Genomic DNA, 19,953 nt, shown 5'->3' on the forward strand with positions numbered 1-19,953 from the left:
ATGCCGGTTGTTCCATAAGGTTCCGCAGTTTTTACAAATTTAAACATCATTCAGCTTGTCAGAAACTGAGTATAGCCTCAAAGCCGTTTTTCTGCCCGCTTGGCGGGGAGGAAAATTGCAGGCGGGCGTGCATCTGACCGGCAATTTCAGTGGCAATGGGAATACCAAGTCCTGAACCCGGCGCTGCGGTTGTGCCGCGGCCAAATCTTTTCTGAACACGCAGTAATTCTTCAGCAGTTAGGTTCTTGCCACTATTTATAATGCGGATCGTACCGTTTTTATCGGCCTGAATGATAACCGGTTCATTCTGCGCACCATGCAGCAATGCATTTTCAAGCAGGTTTCTTATGACAATAGCAAAGGCGTCTTCATTGACCGGCTTCATCAGACTGGCTTCAGCATGGCGCTGATAAATAATCCGGTCATTGGAAGCCATTTTACGCTGAAATTCCTCCACCAGAAGATCAAGGACGCTCAGGAGATTCACCGGCTTATCCGCAAGCGCTATATTGGCTTCTGCGCGTGCGAGCTGCATCAGCTTTTCAACCAGTCGTTTCAGTTTTTGCAATGATGCTTCAATCTGTTCGACCCGCGCTTTGCCCGATGCGCTTTTCACCTCTGTCATCAGCAATTGCGTATGTGCCAATGCACCGGCAATCGGCGTGCGTAATTCATGGGCGCTGTTTGCGGTAAATGCCCGCTCTGCTTCAAGAGCGGATTGCACGCGTCCCATCAGAATATTGACCGAATGCACGATCGGCTGAAGCTCGATCGTCAGTCCTTCAGCTTTTATCGGTGTCAGATCTCCGCTGTCTTTTTCGGATATTGCCTGCCGCAAATCGCCGATAGGATTAACCGAACGCCGTGCAACAAGGCGGATAATATAGAGGCTGAGCGGCACAAGCACGAGGATCGGCAGCAGCAGGGCAAGCGCACCTTCATTGATGGCTTCGCGCCTGTTTTTCATCTGATCTGCGACCTGAACAAAGATCGTATTATCGGCTGCTGCTACAGTATAATAGCGCGCAGTATCATCTTCCCAAAAACCCTCAGCCAATGGTGCAGGGAAGGCACCGTCGAGAATATCGGAGGAGTGAACAAGGATTTTGCCGCTGGCGTCTCTGGCCTGATAGGTCAGATATTGGCGGGATGAGGATTGAGCGCCGTTGTCCAGCGACAGAACTACACCGGATTGGTCACGATGCATAATGTCGTCGACGATGAGCGGTGTCAGCCGCTCGGTGGTTTCCTGCAAAGCGCTGTCAAAAATTTCAGCAAATTCGTCCCGCATCACTAATATGCCACCGACAGCAGCAACGATCCAGAACGACACCACCGCCGTGGTTACAGAAAACATGAGGCGTCCGATCAGGCTGGGAGACTTCATGTTCTGTCCTCAATTTTGTAACCCACACCACGCACCGTACTTATCCGGTCATGACCGAGCTTTTTACGCAGGCGGCTGATATAGACCTCGACCGTATTGCTTTCAATTTCCGAGCCGAATGCATAAAGCGCTTCTTCAATCTGGGCTTTGGAAACAATAGCACCGGAGCGGTGGAGCAGACATTCCAGCACTGCCCATTCGCGTCCCGAGAGGATAATTTCACCCTGCGGTGACAGGATATTGCGCTCGGAGATTTTGATTTCGAGATCACCGACATGCAGAACCGATGCGCTGTTGCCGCCATATCTGCGTGACACGGCCAGCATACGTGCAGTCAGCTCATCGAGATTGAACGGTTTCACCAGATAATCATCTGCGCCTGCATTCAGGCCTTCAATACGGTCTGATATCTGGTCATGCGCCGTTAATATGATAACTGGCACCGGATTATTGGCGCTCCGCAAATCTTTGAGAATAGTGAGGCCGCTGCCGTCAGGAAGGCGCAGATCAAGCAGGATCAGGCCATAAGCAACGCTTGTTGCAGCCAGTGCCGCATCTTCAGCCGTCTGCATCCAGTCAACTGCATGACCGCTTGCCAGAACATGATCGCGCACGGCCTGACCAAGTGTATCATCGTCTTCAACAAGAAGAACTCTCAAGCAGCAATCTCCGGCGGATAGTCTGAAAACAGGCAGGGTGATGAAGTGTCAGCGGACAATCCGTCACCCTGTAACCTGTTGCAAGTATATAATGTGATTTTTATCTGCGCACAGCCACAGAATTAGCAACCTGCAAATCTGCCTTGCTGTTAATGCGGCATGAAGAGAGCGTATCCAGAGCCGGAGAATAAACCTGTGTTTTCACCTGCATCAGACCGAGCACTGTGTGAAACAGCTTGTCATGAGATTGCGGCTCGGTTGCTTCTTTCGCAAGACAATCCTGCCTGATTGTGGCTTTGGCATCTTTTCCGAGCCACAACACATAAGGCACGTGAGTCTGCTGTGACGGAGCTACAAAATAGGGTGCACCATGGAGATAGAGGCCGAACTCGCCAACGGATTCACCATGGTCTGACATGTAAATCATCGAAGTATCGAGCTTGTCCTGCTTGTCGCGCAGCCGGTCGATAACCGATGAAATAATATGATCCGTATAGGCGATACTATTATCATAGGCATTGAGAATTTCTTCGCGGCTGCATTTTGAAAATTCAGCACTCTGACAATCCGGTGTAAAACGGCGATATTCATCCGGATAACGCAGATAATAAGCCGGACCGTGGCTGCCAAGCTGGTGCATCACCAGCACCGTGTCCTGTGTTATGCCGGACATCCATGTATCGAGTTTATCCAGAAAAATCCCGTCCAGACATTCGCCGTTTTTACAATATTTCGGATTGTCAGATGTCGACAGCGTTTCACTTGTCACGCGATCAGCAACAGATTTGTGGCCTGTATTATTGTCCCACCACTCCACATGTACACCGGCATGTTTCAGCACATCGAGCAGGTTTTCCGTCTCCAGACCCTTCTCATGGGTGTACTCATCGCGTGTGTAAACCGAGAACATACATGGCAGGGATACCGCTGTGATTGTGCCGCAACTGCTGGTATCGGAAAAATAGGTGATGTCCTGACGGGCAAGTTCAGGATTGGTATTTTTCTTGTAGCCTCCGAGGGAAAAGCTTTCGGCACGGGCAGTTTCACCTGCAATAACAATCGTCAGACGCGGTTTTCTGTTGCCGGAAACAACATTTGCAACCTTGGCATCCGTACCGAGCGGCTGCACGATAATATTCTGATTTTTACCGGAGCGGATGCTTAGCTTGACAGCATTGCCAATCGGCATTACCGGATTGAGCGTTGCAATCCATTCCTTATGTTCGCGTCCCAGGGAAGTAAAAGTGCTGGCATTCAGCATGAAAAGTGCGGCTGCCGCAAACAGCGCCGGAAAGATGAAAACAGAATTCTGCTTCACTTTTTGCAGGAATGAACGGTGCTCGATTTTTACCCATAAAATCAGCAGGGAAGGCAGAATACCAAATATAACAACATGGCGTATGAAGCCGAAGCTGATGAGATGTCCCGCTTCGGCATTGGTTGTGTCGATCGCACTTTGCAGCATTTCCACATCAATGATGGTTCCGAACTGATCGATGAACCATGATGCTGTGGCCGAAACCATAATGAGAAAAATAAACAGCGGTTTGGTGAGATATTTTACGGAAACAGTGATGCAAAGCGCTGTTAACAGGCAGAATATGCCCGCAACAAGAGCCAGAAGCGCACCGGTTGGCAGCAGCTCCTCTGAGCGGTGCCAGAATGTTGCATTGTTTACTGCGGTCAGATAGCCGGCTGTGATGATACTTAAGGTTACGCTCTCGATATGCGGGCGGCGTAACTCTGCCGGAATATTCAATGCCATGACTCGTCGTCCTTGAAGTTCTGTACTTTGGACAAACGAGTGAATGGTTTTCCTGACAGGAACCTGAACGCGGCTTTCCCTGATCGCTATATGAAAGCCTGATCTGCATATAAAAAATAAAACGCGCCGGTGCGTTTGCTCCGGCGCGTGCATATTCAATACATGCCTGCGTTTTATTCCGATCTTGTTTTCAGGAATATTTTGGGCACCCAGAAACCGGGTTTCGGATCAACGATAGCACTCAGCGCACGGGCATAGTCAAGTACGAGACCCGGTGTCCATGCCATGGTTTCTGCGCGCTTGCGCATCATGCTGGCAGCCCAGAGTTCCGGATAAACAATCGCACGGAATGCTGAGAAGACCGGCCAGCGTTTATTCCGGTAAACACCTTCCAATGCGGCATCCAGAGCATCAGCCACTGCGCTGGAGCAATTACGGTTTGTCAGATTATAGGTGTTGTCAGCCTTGTAGGTCTTCCAGAAAGCACGCAGCTTATCTTCATCAATATTATTGATAACCACCTGTACCGTAGACTCGCACCAGTCTGCGGCTTCCGATTTATAATCAGGTAAAAATCTGCCTTCGATATTATTATCGGCGGTGGCACGCAAAGTGCGGCTAAACTCATTGGGAGAACGGTCAATTTCTACCGCCGGATAGTGGCTGATATAAACATCAGGCACCAGTTCCAGAGCCGCATGACCGGTGGAGATAACACCATTAGCATCAACGGCAGCGATATAACGGCTGATCGCGCGCTGGCGCAGTGGTGTCATAGCCGTGCCGGTTGGTGTCCAGACATGAACGATTAATTCGCCGCGTTTCGGGTTTTGCTCATCCGTTTCATGATGTGCGGTCATTGCCGAGAGCAGGCTGCTGCGGCCGAAAAGACGTGAAAGCGGCGCACCGGCCTCAAGACTATGAATGCGAAGCGCAACATGGATAATACCGAAGCTGGTGAGCATGATAACAGCGCCGACATTGGCACCGACAGTGCCTTCATACCAGGTCGGCCATGGCTGCAAGGTTGCAACGGCCAGAATAAGTTCCAGCACACCACCGGCAATACCGGCCTTCCAGCGCGGATAGCGCACAACCCACGCGCTGGCGATACGCATACTGCCGTCAACGAGAAAACACAGGCCAAACACCATGGCCAGAAAGAAATTGCTGGCGGCACTGGAAGTGTAAATAAGAATACCGACAGCGAATAATGCAATCCCTTGCACTATGCGCATCTGTCTGGCTGTGCCTTCGCTACCGGCTGCGGCAAGCAGGCTGAGAGCCGCTTCCGGCACCAGAAAATAAGCAAAAAGATACGGGCGGAGCAGGGTATCTCCGTCCAGTGCATCAATCAGAATAGCAAGGCCTACAAGCAGCCAGAGAACGCCGATGACAAACAGTGTTTTCCAATGTCTCTGGATGATTTCACGACCCAGAAAAAGAAACAGAATACGTATCATGCGTTGATCTCGGTTGTTCTCTTGTAATTGTCATAATGGCGCTTTTATTCAGTTAAGCGCGAAGAATTTACTATTACATTTAAAATTGTACAGACAGCTAAATAAATATTGCAAAAAAGAATAAAAAACCTGCGGGTCATAATATTGTCCGGTCAGGCTCCCAATTATGCCTCATTCCGCCGCAAAGCATAGGCATCGTTTATTCTTCGGGGAAAATAATGGTTCGTTCTTTGCGCGCTTTCGGAAAAATACTTGCTGCCGGTCTTGCTGTCACTGCATTGGCCTCCCCGGTTTTTGCAGCCAGCAATGACCAGAACCAACGTATTGAGGTTGCTTTTGTACTCGATACAACCGGTTCAATGGCCGGCCTTATTGAAGGGGCCAAAAAGAAGATCTGGTCGATAGCCAACACCATCATTGATGTGAATCCCGATGCAGATATTCGTATGGCACTGGTGGCCTATCGTGATCAGGGCGATGAATATGTCGTTAAATCCTATGATATGAGCGCGGATGTGCAGGGGCTGTACGGCAAGCTGATTAAGCTTGAGGCTGACGGCGGCGGCGATACACCGGAATCGGTGAATGAAGCGCTGGATGAATCTGTCCGCAAGCTGCAATGGACTAAAAATGATAATACCAGACGGATCATCTTCCTTGTCGGGGATGCGCCGCCGCATATGGATTATCCGAATACATGGCAATATCCGCAAATTCTGAAGCGTGCGAAAGAAGATAAAATCACCGTCAATACAATTCAGGCCGGTGATGATCCTGACACAACCAAAGTCTGGCGGGAAATCGCCCAACTCGGGCACGGGCGTTATATAGCGATTCCGCAGGATGGCGGTAATATCACTGTTATGGAAACGCCGTTTGACAACGAAATTATCGTTGTTCAGCAAAATCTTGATAAGACCGTGATTGCCTATGGCAGTTCAAAAGTTCAGGCTGAACTCTTCAGCAAGATGGATGCAAAAGCTGCGGCTCCCTCGGCTGTAAAGGTTGATAATTCACGCTATTACTCCAAAAAAGGTGGCGCTAAAGAGGTTGTAACCGGCGGCGGCGATCTTGTGGCGGATGTGCAGAACGGCAAGCAAAAACTGGATGCCGTGAAGGATGAGGAGTTGCCGGAAAATATGCGCGGCAAATCCGGTCAGGAGAAACAAGCAATTCTTGACCGCAATGCGCAGGAACGCACGAAACTTGAGGGTGAAATGGCAGGCCTCATCAGCAAGCGTGATGATTATATAGCCAAGAAAACAGCTGAACTGAGCAAAGACAGCGGCGGAGATTCATTTGATACGGTTGTTAAGGAAACTCTGGTTGAACAGCTGAAATAATTAGCCATTCCGATTTTGGCACTCTGTTCATAGCGGGCAGGGTGCCTCATGCCGTAAGTATTTTATAAATATATAAGCGGTGAAAGCCCCAGAAGCAGGCCGGCAATGGCGATACTGCTGCGCCAGTAAAACACGCCCCACAGGCCGGAAATCAAAGCGATTGGCGCCGTAAAAACGCAATATATGATGGCATAACCGTCATTTCCCGCACCGAAAAAGACCAGATAATAGAATATAAAGGCCGTCAGCGCGCCAAAAATCACGGATATGATTGCAGACAGGCACCAGTTTTGTTTGCGGGAGGGTGTTTGCTGGCTCATATGTCGTAAGCAATCCGCTCAATAGTCCCGTTACCGGATAATTCAAACAGAACATCCTGAGGAACTTCAAGTTTCAGCGCTTCATTTCTCGGGATATTGGCATAAATACTGCGAATTATCCGGCCGGTCACACCATGCGAAACGATGATTTTGATCTGAGCCTTATATTCTTCAATGGTGGTCAGCACGTCTTGAACGCGGGCGGACATATCTTCAAAGCTTTCACCGTCAGGAGAGTGAAAGAACCATTCGTGGCGTTCCAATCCATCACGGGCATTCGGCCATTCCTGCTCTATTTCGTAATCCGTAAGACCTTCCCATGACCCCATACCAATTTCCATCAGGCGCGGATCGAGTATGATGTCATCCGGTTTTCCCAGTTTTTCGGCGATTATTTTTGCAGTGCTATGCGCACGGCCTAGCGGGCTGGAAAAGAGAGCAATATCATCGGAGATGATGTTTTTGCGAAGAGTTACACCTGCAGCAGCAGCCTGACGTAATCCGAGCGCGGTTAGCGGAGAGTCGACTTGTCCCTGCCAGCGTGCGGCAGCGTTGAAAATCGTTTGGCCGTGACGAACTAAATAAATCACGCTGCTTTGCTCCTGAGTCCAAGGCTGTTTTGTTTTTGCAGTGATGAGAATACTCAAAAAACATCCCTCAAACCATCGCTGGCTTGAGGGATTATTCGTTACCCGATTATATCACCGGTGACAGGGCCTTCCCAGTTCGGTTTCCAGCCAAGGGCAGGAGCCACATATTGGGCAAAAGATTCCAGCATATGCAGGTTATAATCCGGCCCAAGCTGGTTCGGAATTGTCAGCATAAGAGTATCTGCCAGTGCAATGGCGCGATCATTCTTCAGCTCTTCAATCAGCCGGTCCGGTTCGGCAGCATAGGTACGGCCGAATGTTGAACGGAAACCGTCGATCATACCAACCCCGTCATATCTTTCAGATGCATTACCAAAATAAGCGGCATCCTGTTCATTCACAATCGGGAAGATGCTGCGACTGACAGAAACACGCGGAGCGCCGGTATGACCAGCTGCACGATAGGCTTCACGGAAACGAATAATCTGCTCCGCCTGAAGCTCGTCAAAAGGCATTCCCGCATCTTCCGTCAACAAAGTAGACGACATCATGTTCAGGCCTTGTTGTCCTGTCCATTCAGCACTTTCGCGGGTCGCAGAACCCCACCAGATATGATCGCGCAACGTAGAAGAACGCGGTTCAATCGGCATCATCTGACCGCCGGTCGTGCTGCGTTCGCCCGGTGCCAGTCGTTCGCCGTCAATTGAACGCATAAACAAATCGAATTTCGTGCGTGCAATATCAGCGCCGCGTGGATCCGTTGAGCCGGTATAACCAAAGGTTTTGTAACCGCGCACCACTGTTTCCGGTGAACCGCGGCTGATCCCCAGTGCAATACGTCCGTCTGCGAGAATATCGAGAGCAGCAGCTTCTTCAGCCAGATATAGCGGGTTTTCATAGCGCATATCGATAACACCGGTACCGACTTCGATATGTTTTGTCTTCGCTGCAATCGTTGCCAGCAATGGCATTGGCGATGCCTGCTGACGGGCAAAGTGATGCACGCGGAAATAAGCGCCGTTTACACCAAGTTCGTCCGCACCAACGCCGATATCGACAGCTTGTTTCAGCATGTCACTGGCTGTCCGCGCTTGCGAACCCTGTGCATTCACATAGTGACCAAAACTTAAAAAACCAAAGGCTCTCATAGAGTTACTCCTGCCGCTCAAGCGGTTTCAATAGCAATTGGTCTTGATATAGTATGCGGGTGGAAGAGGCGCAAAGCTTGCAAATAGGACACTGTGTTCATCATGTGACCTATAGTGAGGAGAAATCCCCCTCATTGCGTTGTTGGTCATTTTTTGACCTGATGTCTTGATACCTGATTATAGGCAAGAGGCATTTGCAAGGGATAGTATTCTTGCTGGATCTACCTCATGTATTGTTACAGCTATTTGAAATGGGGTTCGAGTAATTCTTGTCGCTAATTAGCAGGCTGGCATTTTATCCCCCCAGCAAATTGATATCATTTGTGTATAGCTATGAATGCATTAGAAATGTTTCATAGCTATACACACGGCCGGAGTGAGTACGAATATTGGCTTTATCGTCCTTACTCTGAGAGTTTTCCGTAGTTTAGCGCACGTTGAAACTTCACCACAAATTTATCATAATCTGCGCCGTAATATCCGCCCGTTCTCATGGCGCAGGCAGCGATAAATGACGGCTCCGAATGATAAAAAACAATACGCACATTCCGAAACAACACTGCAGCCTGAAGGGCTTGCACAGTCATCCCGACGCTTTGATCTGATAAAGCGCTATCAGCATTTTTTCTTTCCTGTTGCCGGTTTCGTTGTCGTTCTGCTGGCAATCTATGTATTGGAAAATATGCTGCAGAATACGTCCCGTTCACAGACAATGGCGGCGTTTCATACGATTTCATGGCAAACAATCAGCCTTGCCATATTTTTCACAATGCTCAGCTATGCCGCTGTTGCACTATATGACGTGGTCGCAGTCGAGACGATTGCTCCGGGGCAGATTCCAAAACGTCTTGCAGCGATTGCAGGAGCGGCAGGCTATGCAATCTCTAATGCACTTGGTTTTTCACTGCTGACAGGCGGCGCATTGCGTTACCGTATTTATGCAGCGGAAGGTATCAGCCTTGCCGATATAGGCAAAATAGTCGGCACATCGTGGTTTGCCATCTGGTTCGCCCTGATTATCATGGTTGGCGCGGCACTGTTGATTGACCCTCAGGACGTGCCCTGGCTGTCCGCTTTTGACAGCCGTATTGATATTGTGGCCGGACTTGTCATTCTTGGTGGCATTGGCTGGCTTATTTACTGGCTGTCACACAGCGAACGCCATATCAGGATCGGCACTTTCAGCCTGCGCTTACCGGATTCCAAAGGCGCTATGGTTCAGATATTCGCCGGTCTGGTTGATGTCGGTGCCGCAGCTGCTACGCTTTATGTGCTGATGCCGGATGGCGCGGTTCCAAGTTTTGCGGTTTTTGCGATTGTTTATGTGATTGCGGTGGTGCTGGGTATTGCCAGCCATGCACCCGGCGGGCTTGGTGCTTTTGAGGCAACAATCATTGCCGGTCTTGGCCTTGGCGGCAATCCGGAAGCCATTGCAGGCTTACTTGCCTATCGCGTTATCTATACGGTCTTGCCATTGGTTACCGCGGCAGCCGGTCTGTTATTCTGGGAAATCATGCGCCGCCGCCATATGCTCGGCAAGCAGGCACGACTTGCCAAACGTCTGGTTGAGCCGCTGATACCGGGACTGAGCGCCAGTATTATTTTTCTGGGCGGAATTATCCTGCTGTTTTCCGGAGCAACGCCGGATAAGCGCTATCGTGTGGAATTGCTATCCGACATTGTGCCGGAGTTTCTGATTGAAATGTCTCATCTCGCCGCGAGCTTGGTCGGGGTTGCCTTGCTGATTGTTGCGCGGGGGCTGGCAAAACGGCTGGAGCGTGCATGGCTGGCGGCATTGCTGTTACTTTTAAGCGGCGCTGTTTTCTCCCTTTCGAAAGGGCTGGATTGGGAAGAAGCTGTTACGCTTTGTCTTTTTTCTGTCGTGCTCTGGGAGTTTCGCGATTCATTTTATCGTCGCCCGATCACCGGTAGTTTTGAGTTAAGCTGGCATTGGATTGTGACTGTCGGCACAACATTGCTGGTTTCTACCTGGCTTGGTTTCTTTGTGTATCGCCATGTCGAATATTCCAGTGATCTTTGGTGGGATTTTGCATGGAATAGCAATGCACCACGTTTTTTGCGTGCCACAGTACTGGTTTTCGCTGTTGTCGCTGCTTTTGGTCTGCATACATTAATCAACCGTCATAGCCAGCGCAGACAAAATACCAATCATGATATACCTGAAGCCGTGCCTGCTTTAGTTGCGGCCTGTCCTCATACGGATGCGGCTCTTGCTATGGTGGGGGATAAACAGTTTCTCCTTGCGCCTGACGACAGTGCTTTCATCATGTATGCGCAGTCGGGCGGCAGCCTGATTGCATTGGGTGAACCGGTTGGCCAAATCTCTACGGCAAAAGAACTGGCATGGTCATTTCACACTTTGGCGGATCAGCAGGCATTACGCACAGTGTTTTACGGAGTTGGGCCGCAAAGTCTGCCATTGTTTCTGGATATGGGATTGGTAGCCCTTAAGCTGGGTGAAGTGGCGCGGGTGGAATTGGCGGATTTCTCTCTTGAGGGCGCGCGGCGTCAGCCTTTCCGCTATGCAGATCGTAAAGTCAGTAAAGACGGGTTAGTCTTTGAAGTTATTTCTGCAGCAGATGTACCGCCTTTGTTGCCGCGTTTGCGTGAGATTTCTGATGCCTGGCTGGAGTTTAAATCCGGAAGTGAAAAAGGCTTTTCACTCGGATATTTTGATGAAGATTACCTCAAGCGGTTTGATCTGGCTGTGCTCCGGCAGCAAGGCGAGATCGTTGCTTTTGCCAATTTATGGCGCGGTGGTGACAAATACGAAATTACCGTCGATCTGATGCGTTATATGCCGAATGCGCATAAATTACTGATGGATGCGCTCTTTGCCAAATTGCTGATCTACAGCAAAGAGCAGGGTTATAAATGGTTTAATCTCGGGGCAGCGCCCCTGTCAGGCTTAAGTGGCAGCAGGCTTGCTTCCCGATGGAACCGGTTTGGTTCATTTGTCTACAGACGTGGCGCAGATCTTTATCATTTTGACGGGTTAAAGGCGTTTAAAGAAAAATTCGAACCTGTCTGGACACCGCATTACATGGTTTGCCCCGGCGGATTTGAAACGCCACGCGCACTTTTGGACGTTACGAAACTGATTAACGGCAGTCCGCTGGAGTTTATTCGCAAATGAAAGCAAAACGGCTTGTGGGACTCTTCGGATTGCTGGTGTTGATTGCAGCAGGTATCTATTTATCTATGCATCCGGGCAAAGTGCTTCGTTTCTGGGCAAGTCTGACTGTTTCGGACAAGCCGGTAACGCATGTAAGTGCGGAGCGGCTGTCAGAGATTTCTGTTTATATGCCGAAAGGCGATCCGGCAGGGCTGGCGATTATTATCAGCGATCTTAACGGAGGCGGCGATCGTGAACGCCGTTTTGCCGATGCGCTGCTGGCACGTAACATGATTGTCTTGCCGGTTGATCTCCGGCAATGGCGTGCAGCACTCGATAAAGAGGATGGTGAATGTAATTATCTTGATTCAGACTTTGAAGCGATCACCAAAGAAGCTTTGCGTACGCTGGATCTGAATGTTTATTTTCATCCTGTTGTAACCGGTATCGGGCAGGGGGCGACGATTGCTTACGCCGCTGCGTCAGATTCACCCGATGCTACAATTGCCGGTGCTGTCGGAATTGATCCCGTGCCCGCCAGTACCCGTCTGCCATCCTGTACCGAACAGGCGCAGGCCAGCAAAACACCGGACGGCGGTTTCACTTATGAATATGGTAAGGAACTTCCGCTTTCTGCTTTGCTTGTTGCAGCGGGAGGCTTGCAAGCCAACCAGCCGGAAGCTGCACGCGAACAGAATATTGCGATATTACAAAATGTGCCTGATCCGGATCAGCGTTTTCGCGTGGCGGCTGATGAGGTGCTGTCAATGGCCGGGCAGGATGCTCAAAATGCAGCTATGCCGGTTGTTGATTTACCTGCGCGTGGCGGTAAAGCAAAATATGTAGCGGTTTTTTATTCAGGAGACGGCGGCTGGCGCGATATTGATAAATCCATCGGGGAGTGGTTGCAGACGCAGGGTGTGCATGTGATTGGTGTGGATTCTCTGCGTTATTTCTGGAGCGAACGTAAACCCGAGGATATTGCGCGCGATACAACAGCTTTACTGAAGAAAGCAGATCCGGGTGGAAAGTTACCTATAGCGGTTCTGGGCTATTCATTCGGTGCTGATACATTCCCTTTTGCATGGAAATATCTTGATCCGGCACTGCAAAACCGGATCAGAATGGTAGGGTTACTGGGAGTCTCAACCACAACATCTTTTCAAATTTCCGTTCAGGGATGGCTCGGTTTTGAAGGGGAACAGAAAACGCTGCCGGCTATTCTTTCCATACCACAGGATCGGGTCGTCTGTGTCTATGGTGAAGATGAAGAGGATACAGCTTGTACTGCGGATGCTTTAAAAGGTGCAGATATTATGAAAATCAGCGGCGGGCATCATTTTGACGGGAATTATGAGGCACTCGCCCAAACATTGTTGCAGAAAATGCGGAAACTTGCAGCAGAGTTGGAATAATAAATGAAAAATGCACCACAGATAATATACCTGACAAAAGTACATCTATTATATAGATAAAATAATGAGAGAAGAGTGCGCTGATTAAATAAGATATCTTCATGATTAATATGGTTAAAACAAAGAAATAATGTTTCGTATATTCTTTTGCAATTCAGAGATGCGATTACCACTTAATGATAAAATATCCAAAATGACAATATAGTCTGTTCGCGTATAACTGGCGCTTGATATGTTTTAGATCAGCAGTAAGATTTTACACAAATTGCAGACGGAAACCTCTAACTGGTTCGACAAATAATAATTCATACTGAAAACAGCGCGTTATCAGCGCAAGTTTTGTCATTGAGAGGATAATGATATCAGAACGCGCAGAACGCTTAAAAGAATAGCACCAGCTAAGTCATTGAAATAGCTGGTGCGGACGGCGGGACTTGAACCCGCAAGCTCTAAGAGCGGCAGATTTTAAGTCTGCTGAGTTTACCGATTTCTCCACGTCCGCAGTGCAAGATGTTTTATGCACCTGAAACCTGCCTTTTGATCCGTGATTTGCTTGCGGAAGTCAAGGCGCAGATTGTGTACTGAGTGAAAAATCTGCCGGAATATCACTCGGCATAAATATATTTTGTAAAAATCAATATTGATTGAAATCAGTAATTTAGTCTCATGTAACTAACGCTACAGAAGAGAGGTAGCGGCCGGACTGTACCGGCCGCGGCAAGATAATCTTAAACTGAACGCGTAATGCCGCCGTCAACGCGGATATTCTGGCCGGTAATATAACCCGCGCCGTCAGACGCCAGAAATGCGATGGTTTCGGCAATTTCCTGCTCGGTGCCGTAGCGCTGCATTGGTATGCGATCTTTGAATTCCTGCTTTTCCGGCAGGCTGTCGATAAAGCCTGGCAGAATATTATTCATGCGGATATTGTCAGCAGCATATTTGTCTGCAAACAGCTTGGTATAGGAGGCGAGGCCGGCGCGGAACACACTGGAGACCGGAAAAGCCGGATCCGGCTCAAAGGCTGCAAAAGTCGAGATATTGATGATCGAGCCGCTTTTTTGCGCCTGCATGATTGGTGTGACCAGTCGCACAGACCGCACCACATTCATGAAATAAACATCCATGCCGCGATGCCAGTCTTCATCTGAAAAATCCAGCAGACCGCCACGCGGCCCATGACCGGCACTGTTCACTAAGACGTCGATACGTCCCCATTTCTGATGTGCGCTGTCGATAAGCTTTTGCAGGTCATCATTGGACTGGTTGCTGCCGGTTACGCCGATGCCGTCATAGGTCTTGGCCAGCGCTTCACCTTTGCCAGATGAGGATAACACAGCAATTTTGTAGCCGTTATCTGCCAGTTTGCGTGCTGCCGCTGCGCCCATGCCTGAACCACCGGCAGTAATAATCGCTACTTTTCCGTCCATATTCTATCGCTCCCGATTTGAATTTTCCTGAAGCTGCCATGAAAATGCTTTTGCTGTAAAGTATTATATAGTCAGTGTTATAATAATTATTGTGCCGTTTGAGAGACGCGGCTTAGCTGTGTAATCCGATGAGATAATTGCTTAAACAATCAAAACAAACTGGTAATTTCCGGCTAAACTTGGCAAAACTGATTTTTGCCTGAGCCGGATATATTTATGACCGGTCATGCCATGGAGGCTATCTTGTCATCATCAGATCTTAAAAAGTCAAAAACTGAAATCAAATCATGGGCAGCATCTGCACCTGTTCTGGTTGATGTTGCCATGGGGCGCAAACCGGCCGATCTGGTTGTGCGCAACGGTCGTCTGGTCAGCGTTTACTCTGGCGAGATTGTTGCCGGCATTGATATTGCTATTGTCGAAGGGCGTTTTGCCTATGTCGGCCATGATGCAACCCATTGTATTGGTGCGACAACCAAGGTTGTGGATGCTGAAGGGCGCTATCTGGTGCCGGGTCTGTGCGATGCGCATATGCATGTTGAAAGCGGCATGGTGACAGTCACTGAGTTTACCCGTGCAGTCATTCCGCATGGCACGACCTCCATGTTTATTGATCCGCATGAAATCGCCAATGTGCTTGGGCTTGAAGGCGTGCGGCTGATGCATGATGAAGCCATGGCTATGCCGGTCAATGTCTATGTGCAGATGCCAAGCTGTGTGCCTTCTGCACCGGGGCTGGAAAATGGCGGTGCGGAAATCGGTGCGGCAGAAGTGCTGGAAGCCATGAGCTGGCCGAATATTATCGGTCTTGGTGAAGTGATGAACTTCCCCGGCGTTGCCAATAATGACCCGACCATGCGCGGCGTGATTGATGCCACCATGAATGCCGGTAAGACGGTCGGCGGCCATTATGCTTCGCCTGATCTCGGCCGTGCGTTCCACGGCTATGTGGCCGGTGGCCCTGAGGATGACCATGAAGGCACACGCGCGGAAGATGCGATTGCCCGTGTGCGTCAGGGGATGCGCGCAATGCTGCGCCTTGGTTCCGCATGGTTCGATGTGGCAACACAGGTCAAAGCGATTACCGAGCAGGGTTTGGATTCCCGTAATTTTGTGCTCTGCACCGATGATAGCCATTCCGGCACTCTGGTACATGAAGGCCATATGGATCGCGTTGTGCGCCACGCCATTGCGCAAGGGCTGAAACCTGTCACAGCTATTCAAATGGCGACGATTAATACAGCCCAGCATTTCCGCTTAGAGCGCGAAATCGGCTCTATCACACCGGGTCGCCGTGCGGATTTCCTGATCGTGTCTGATCTCTCGGCGCTGACGATTGAGCGCGTTTACGGACGTGGTGTTCTGCTGGCTGAGCAGGGCAAACTGGTTGCGGAAATTGCACCTTATAAATATCCGGCAAAAGCGAAGAATACGGTAAAGCTTGGTCGTAAGTTCTCGGCACAAGACTTTGATATTCAATCACCAAAGCCAACTAAAAATGTAACGGCGCGCGTTATCGGTGTCATTGAGAATCAGGCGCCGACACGCGCTTTGGAAGCCGAGCTTTCGGTGAGCGACGGCATTGTGCAGATGGATCGCCGCAATGATGTTTGCCAGATTGCTCTGGTTGAGCGTCATCGCGGTTCAGGACAGATTACCAATGCCTTCGTGTCCGGCTTTGGCTATACGCTCGATTGCGCGCTGGCTTCAACCGTTGCCCATGACAGCCATCACATCATCGCTGTTGGCACCAATAAGGAAGATATGGCGAAAGCTGTTAATCGTCTGGGCGAGATCGGCGGCGGCGTGGTGCTTTATTCCAAGGGCAGGGAACTGGCTTGTGTGGAAATGCCGATTGCCGGACTGATGTCCGATGAACGCGCCGAGATCGTTGCAGCAAAAGCAGACAAGCTGGTGAAAGCCATGGCTGCGATGGGTTGCACATTGAATAATGCCTATATGCAGCATTCGCTGCTGGCTCTTGTAGTGATACCGGAACTGCGCATTTCCGATATCGGTTTGGTGGATGTGCGTAGCTTCGAGAAAGTTGATTTGTTCCTATGAGTGATTTTATACAATCGGTAAAACAGGCTACGCAGCAAATGCGCGGCCTGTTCGGTGAAACACCTTTGCTGCGCAATGATTATCTGTCGCGCAAATATGGCGCAGATATCTGGCTGAAACGCGAAGACCTGACGCCGGTACGCTCCTATAAAATCCGTGGTGCATTCAATTTTATTTCTGCCGCGATTAAAAAAGCCGATCCGAATGCGGTTTTTGTCTGTGCGTCTGCGGGCAATCACGCGCAGGGGTTCGCCTATGTCTGCCGTCATTTCGGCCGCAAGGGCGTGGTCTTCATGCCGGTGACAACACCGCAACAGAAGATCGATAAGACCCGCGCTTTCGGTGCCGAGTTTATTGAAATCCGTCTGGTCGGCGATATTTTTGACCAGTGCTATGCCGCCTCGCAGGATTATGCCAAAGCTGAAGGCGGGTTAATGGTACCGCCATTCGATCATATGGGTATCATCACTGGTCAGGCATCAGTTGCGCAGGAAATTTCCGAGCAATTGCCGGAAGGCAAAATCCCCGATCTGATGATGCTGCCGGTTGGCGGCGGTGGCCTTTCTGCCGGTGTTACACTTTATGTGAAAGCGCTTGGCTGGCCGACAGAGTTTCGCTTTGTCGAGCCGCAGGGTGCGCCAAGCCTCAAGCTCAGCCTTGAAGCAGGCAAACGCGTCAAGCTGCAGACTGTTGATAATTTTGTTGACGGTGCGGCTGTTGGTGAGTTGGGCGCAGAGAATTTCAAAATTCTCAAAACCTATCCGGCATCATCCGTTATCAATGTGCCGGAGAACCGTCTTTGCGGCACGATGACAGAAATGCTCAATGTTGAAGGCGTGGTGCTGGAGCCAGCCGGTGCCTTGGCAATTGATGCGCTGAAAGATTTCAAAAAGAGCGAACTCAAAGGCAAAACCATTGTTCTGGTGGTTTCCGGCGGTAATTTCGACTTTGAACGTCTGCCGGACGTAAAAGAACGTGCGCTGCGCTATGAAGGGCTGAAGAAATATTTCATCTTCCGCTTCCCGCAGCGTCCGGGTGCATTGCGCATGTTTCTTGATCTGCTCGGGCCGGAAGATGATATTGCACGTTTCGAATACCTGAAAAAATCGGCGCGAAATTTTGGTTCTGTGCTGATCGGCATTGAAACGAAAGATGCGAAGAACTTCGCTATTCTCGATAAGAAGTTCAAAGAAGCGGGCTGGGCCTATCAGGATATTACCGATAATCAGGTTCTGGCTGATTTCATCATCTGATGAAGGTTTAAACAGTGTCCTATGTTTATTTGCATAGGACACTGCTGTTTATTTCATTTGCTTTTTAAAACGAAAGCGCCCATATGCAGGTCAGGCGCTTGGGTCTGATGCGAGATATTGCATTAGGGCTTTCCATGCTGGACTTCGTTGCGTCTTAAAACTTTGCCTCATGAAGAGGTGAAATAATCCGGTCATTCCGTGCCGGATACGGCAGCGCAAGTCGCGTGAGAACATCAATGTTCCGGCGCTTCGTCGTATAAAAATTTGTTTCCGGATTGCCAGCTGCGCATGGTGGTCTGATGATGCGTGTGTCCGGTTCTCCCGACCGGCGGCGCATATCGAAAGCTTATATTTTGACAAATCAAAATGAACCCGACCTGACCGCTGTTGCGGAAATTCAGGAAACCTCCGGCTTTGCCGCTTTGGGCATTACCGGTCTTTTGCTGAAAAATCTGGATGCAGCGGGCATGACTTCGCCAAAGCCAATTCAGCAGCAATCCCTGCCAGCCCAGCTGAAGGGCAAAGACATTCTGGGTATCGCGCAGACCGGCTCCGGCAAGACTGCGGCGTTCTCCCTGCCGATTATCGAGCAGATTTTGGCACTTGGCGATAAGCGCCTGCCTAAAACCTGCCGCGCCCTGATCCTCGCGCCAACCCGCGAACTGGCTGTGCAGATTGAAGAAACCGTTCGTGTGCTTACCAAAGGCGCACATCTTTCGACCGCTTTGATTTTAGGCGGTGTCTCCCGCGCCTCTCAGGTGCGCAAAATGGTGCCGGGCGTGGATATTCTGGTGGCAACGCCGGGTCGTCTGACCGATCTGGTGCGTGATAAATGCGTTGATCTGTCCGCTACCAAATGGCTGGTGCTGGACGAGGCCGACCGTATGCTGGATATGGGCTTTATCAATGATGTGAAGCGCATTGCCAAAGCAACGCGCTCTGACCGTCAGACAGCTTTGTTCTCGGCTACTATGCCTAAGGAAATCGTGGCTCTGGCTGAAGGCCTGCTGCGTGATCCGGTACGTGTTGAAGTTTCGCCTGCCGGTACAACAGCGGCTGAAATTACGCAGGTTGTTTATACCGTGCCGACCAAGGATAAGAAAAAAGCGCTGTCCGGCCTTTTGACCAATCCTAAACTGGAAACAGTTATTGTCTTTACCCGCACCAAACATGGCGCGGATGCGGTGACACGCACGCTGGAAAAAGACGGTTATTCCGTTGCAGCCATTCACGGCAACAAATCGCAGAATGCCCGTCAGCGTGCGCTGAACGGCTTTAAAGACCGTTCCGTGCGTGTGCTGATTGCTACTGATATTGCTGCGCGTGGTATTGACGTTCCGGGCATTAGCCATGTCATCAATTATGACCTGCCGGATGAACCGGAGAGCTATGTACACCGTATCGGCCGTACCGGTCGTAATGGTGCTTCCGGTGCAGCGATTACGCTTTATGACGGCGGTACAGAACATGCAAAGCTCAAGGCTGTTGAGCGTGTTATCCGCAATAAGCTGACACTGAAAGATCTGCCGCCGCAGTTTGGCCCGTTGCCTGAGCGCACAGAAAAGCCAACCTTCGAGCACGAATGGCCAAAGCCTGATCCGCGTGCCGTCGGCAAGCGTAAAACCTCGCGCCCGTATAAAAATCTGGATAAAGCACCGCAGCGTACCACTGGTTTTTCCGATGTGCGTGAGCTTTATGATGATGCCGCACCTGCCAAGCCACGCGAAGCAAAACCTGCACAGGGCGAACGTGGCCGTCAGAACCGCAATCATTCCGGGCGCAGCGGACAGGGTTCCGGTTATAATTCCGGTCAGGCCAATAGCGGCAAGCCTGCGAATAAAAAGACCTTCCACCGCAATAAGAAACGTGCGGGTCAGGATTGGAACAGCTAATTTATTGTTTCGTCCTAATTTCTGAATAATACTGAAATAAAACACCGCCGGAACGCTTTCCGGCGGTGTTTTTTATTGTCGGATGCAG

The 19,953-nt window shown here is 50.1% G+C and carries 14 protein-coding genes and 1 tRNA gene; 6 read left to right on the forward strand and 9 right to left on the reverse strand.

Annotated elements, in window-relative coordinates; all coding sequences use genetic code 11:
• Positions 1-58: 58 nt before the first annotated feature.
• From KHQ09_RS09150 to KHQ09_RS09165, 4 genes are all read right to left on the reverse strand, one after another.
• Complete coding sequence (locus tag KHQ09_RS09150; RefSeq protein WP_213597808.1) at positions 59-1,387, reverse strand: sensor histidine kinase; 1,329 nt, start codon at positions 1,385-1,387, stop codon at positions 59-61.
• Positions 1,384-2,046 carry a response regulator gene (locus KHQ09_RS09155; protein ID WP_213597810.1) on the reverse strand — a complete coding sequence of 221 codons (663 nt, stop codon included), beginning with the start codon at positions 2,044-2,046 and terminating at the stop codon, positions 1,384-1,386. Before KHQ09_RS09155 ends, KHQ09_RS09150 begins: the two co-directional genes overlap by 4 nt.
• A gap of 100 nt (positions 2,047-2,146) precedes the next feature.
• A complete protein-coding gene (locus KHQ09_RS09160) occupies positions 2,147-3,811 on the reverse strand; it encodes a phosphoethanolamine transferase (RefSeq protein WP_213630830.1) in 1,665 nt (554 codons plus the stop codon).
• Positions 3,812-3,984: 173 nt separating this feature from the next.
• Positions 3,985-5,274, reverse strand: coding sequence for an HdeD family acid-resistance protein (locus KHQ09_RS09165; protein ID WP_213597812.1), 1,290 nt, complete (start codon positions 5,272-5,274; stop codon positions 3,985-3,987).
• Between the two features lie 218 nt (positions 5,275-5,492).
• Here KHQ09_RS09165 and KHQ09_RS09170 point away from each other — a divergent pair, with 218 nt between their 5' ends.
• The gene (locus tag KHQ09_RS09170; RefSeq protein WP_213597814.1) at positions 5,493-6,617 is read left to right on the forward strand and encodes a vWA domain-containing protein; all 1,125 of its coding nucleotides are present in this window, start codon (positions 5,493-5,495) and stop codon (positions 6,615-6,617) included.
• A gap of 62 nt (positions 6,618-6,679) precedes the next feature.
• Here the strand turns inward: KHQ09_RS09170 and KHQ09_RS09175 are convergent, their stop codons facing one another.
• The 3 genes from KHQ09_RS09175 to KHQ09_RS09185 form a co-directional block, all read right to left on the reverse strand.
• Positions 6,680-6,937, reverse strand: coding sequence for a hypothetical protein (locus tag KHQ09_RS09175; protein ID WP_213597816.1), 258 nt, complete (start codon positions 6,935-6,937; stop codon positions 6,680-6,682).
• Positions 6,934-7,527, reverse strand: coding sequence for a histidine phosphatase family protein (locus tag KHQ09_RS09180; protein WP_213597818.1), 594 nt, complete (start codon positions 7,525-7,527; stop codon positions 6,934-6,936). The genes KHQ09_RS09175 and KHQ09_RS09180 overlap by 4 nt, the downstream gene beginning before the upstream one ends.
• A gap of 98 nt (positions 7,528-7,625) precedes the next feature.
• Positions 7,626-8,675 (reverse strand): LLM class flavin-dependent oxidoreductase, encoded by a 1,050-nt coding sequence (locus KHQ09_RS09185; protein WP_213597820.1) that lies wholly within the window; start codon positions 8,673-8,675, stop codon positions 7,626-7,628.
• A 511-nt stretch (positions 8,676-9,186) separates the two neighbouring features.
• Between KHQ09_RS09185 and mprF the strand changes: the two genes are divergently transcribed.
• Together mprF and KHQ09_RS09195 are read left to right on the forward strand one after the other, a co-directional pair.
• Positions 9,187-11,832 carry a bifunctional lysylphosphatidylglycerol flippase/synthetase MprF gene (mprF, locus tag KHQ09_RS09190; RefSeq protein WP_213597822.1) on the forward strand — a complete coding sequence of 882 codons (2,646 nt, stop codon included), beginning with the start codon at positions 9,187-9,189 and terminating at the stop codon, positions 11,830-11,832.
• Positions 11,829-13,226 carry a virulence factor family protein gene (locus KHQ09_RS09195; RefSeq protein WP_213597824.1) on the forward strand — a complete coding sequence of 466 codons (1,398 nt, stop codon included), beginning with the start codon at positions 11,829-11,831 and terminating at the stop codon, positions 13,224-13,226. The genes mprF and KHQ09_RS09195 overlap by 4 nt, the downstream gene beginning before the upstream one ends.
• Positions 13,227-13,642: 416 nt before the next feature.
• Here the strand turns inward: KHQ09_RS09195 and KHQ09_RS09200 are convergent.
• A tRNA-Leu gene (locus KHQ09_RS09200) sits at positions 13,643-13,728 on the reverse strand.
• Between the two features lie 226 nt (positions 13,729-13,954).
• On the reverse strand, positions 13,955-14,656 hold the full coding sequence (locus KHQ09_RS09205; RefSeq protein ID WP_213597826.1) for an SDR family oxidoreductase: 702 nt from the start codon (positions 14,654-14,656) through the stop codon (positions 13,955-13,957).
• Positions 14,657-14,980: 324 nt separating this feature from the next.
• Between KHQ09_RS09205 and ade the strand changes: the two genes are divergently transcribed.
• The 3 genes from ade to KHQ09_RS09220 all read left to right on the forward strand — a co-directional run bounded on the left by ade (position 14,981) and on the right by KHQ09_RS09220 (position 19,865).
• Entirely contained in the window at positions 14,981-16,720 is a 1,740-nt protein-coding gene (gene ade / locus KHQ09_RS09210; protein WP_238481716.1) for an adenine deaminase, read from the forward strand.
• Positions 16,717-17,973: a threonine ammonia-lyase IlvA gene (ilvA, locus tag KHQ09_RS09215; protein ID WP_028233901.1), complete on the forward strand. Its 1,257-nt coding sequence runs from the start codon at positions 16,717-16,719 to the stop codon at positions 17,971-17,973. Before ade ends, ilvA begins: the two co-directional genes overlap by 4 nt.
• Before the next feature lie 353 nt (positions 17,974-18,326).
• A complete protein-coding gene (locus tag KHQ09_RS09220; protein WP_420801440.1) occupies positions 18,327-19,865 on the forward strand; it encodes a DEAD/DEAH box helicase in 1,539 nt (512 codons plus the stop codon).
• The last annotated feature ends 88 nt before the right edge of the window (positions 19,866-19,953 follow it).

Source organism: Pseudochrobactrum algeriensis, from assembly GCF_018436245.1.
GTDB lineage: Bacteria > Pseudomonadota > Alphaproteobacteria > Rhizobiales > Rhizobiaceae > Pseudochrobactrum > Pseudochrobactrum saccharolyticum.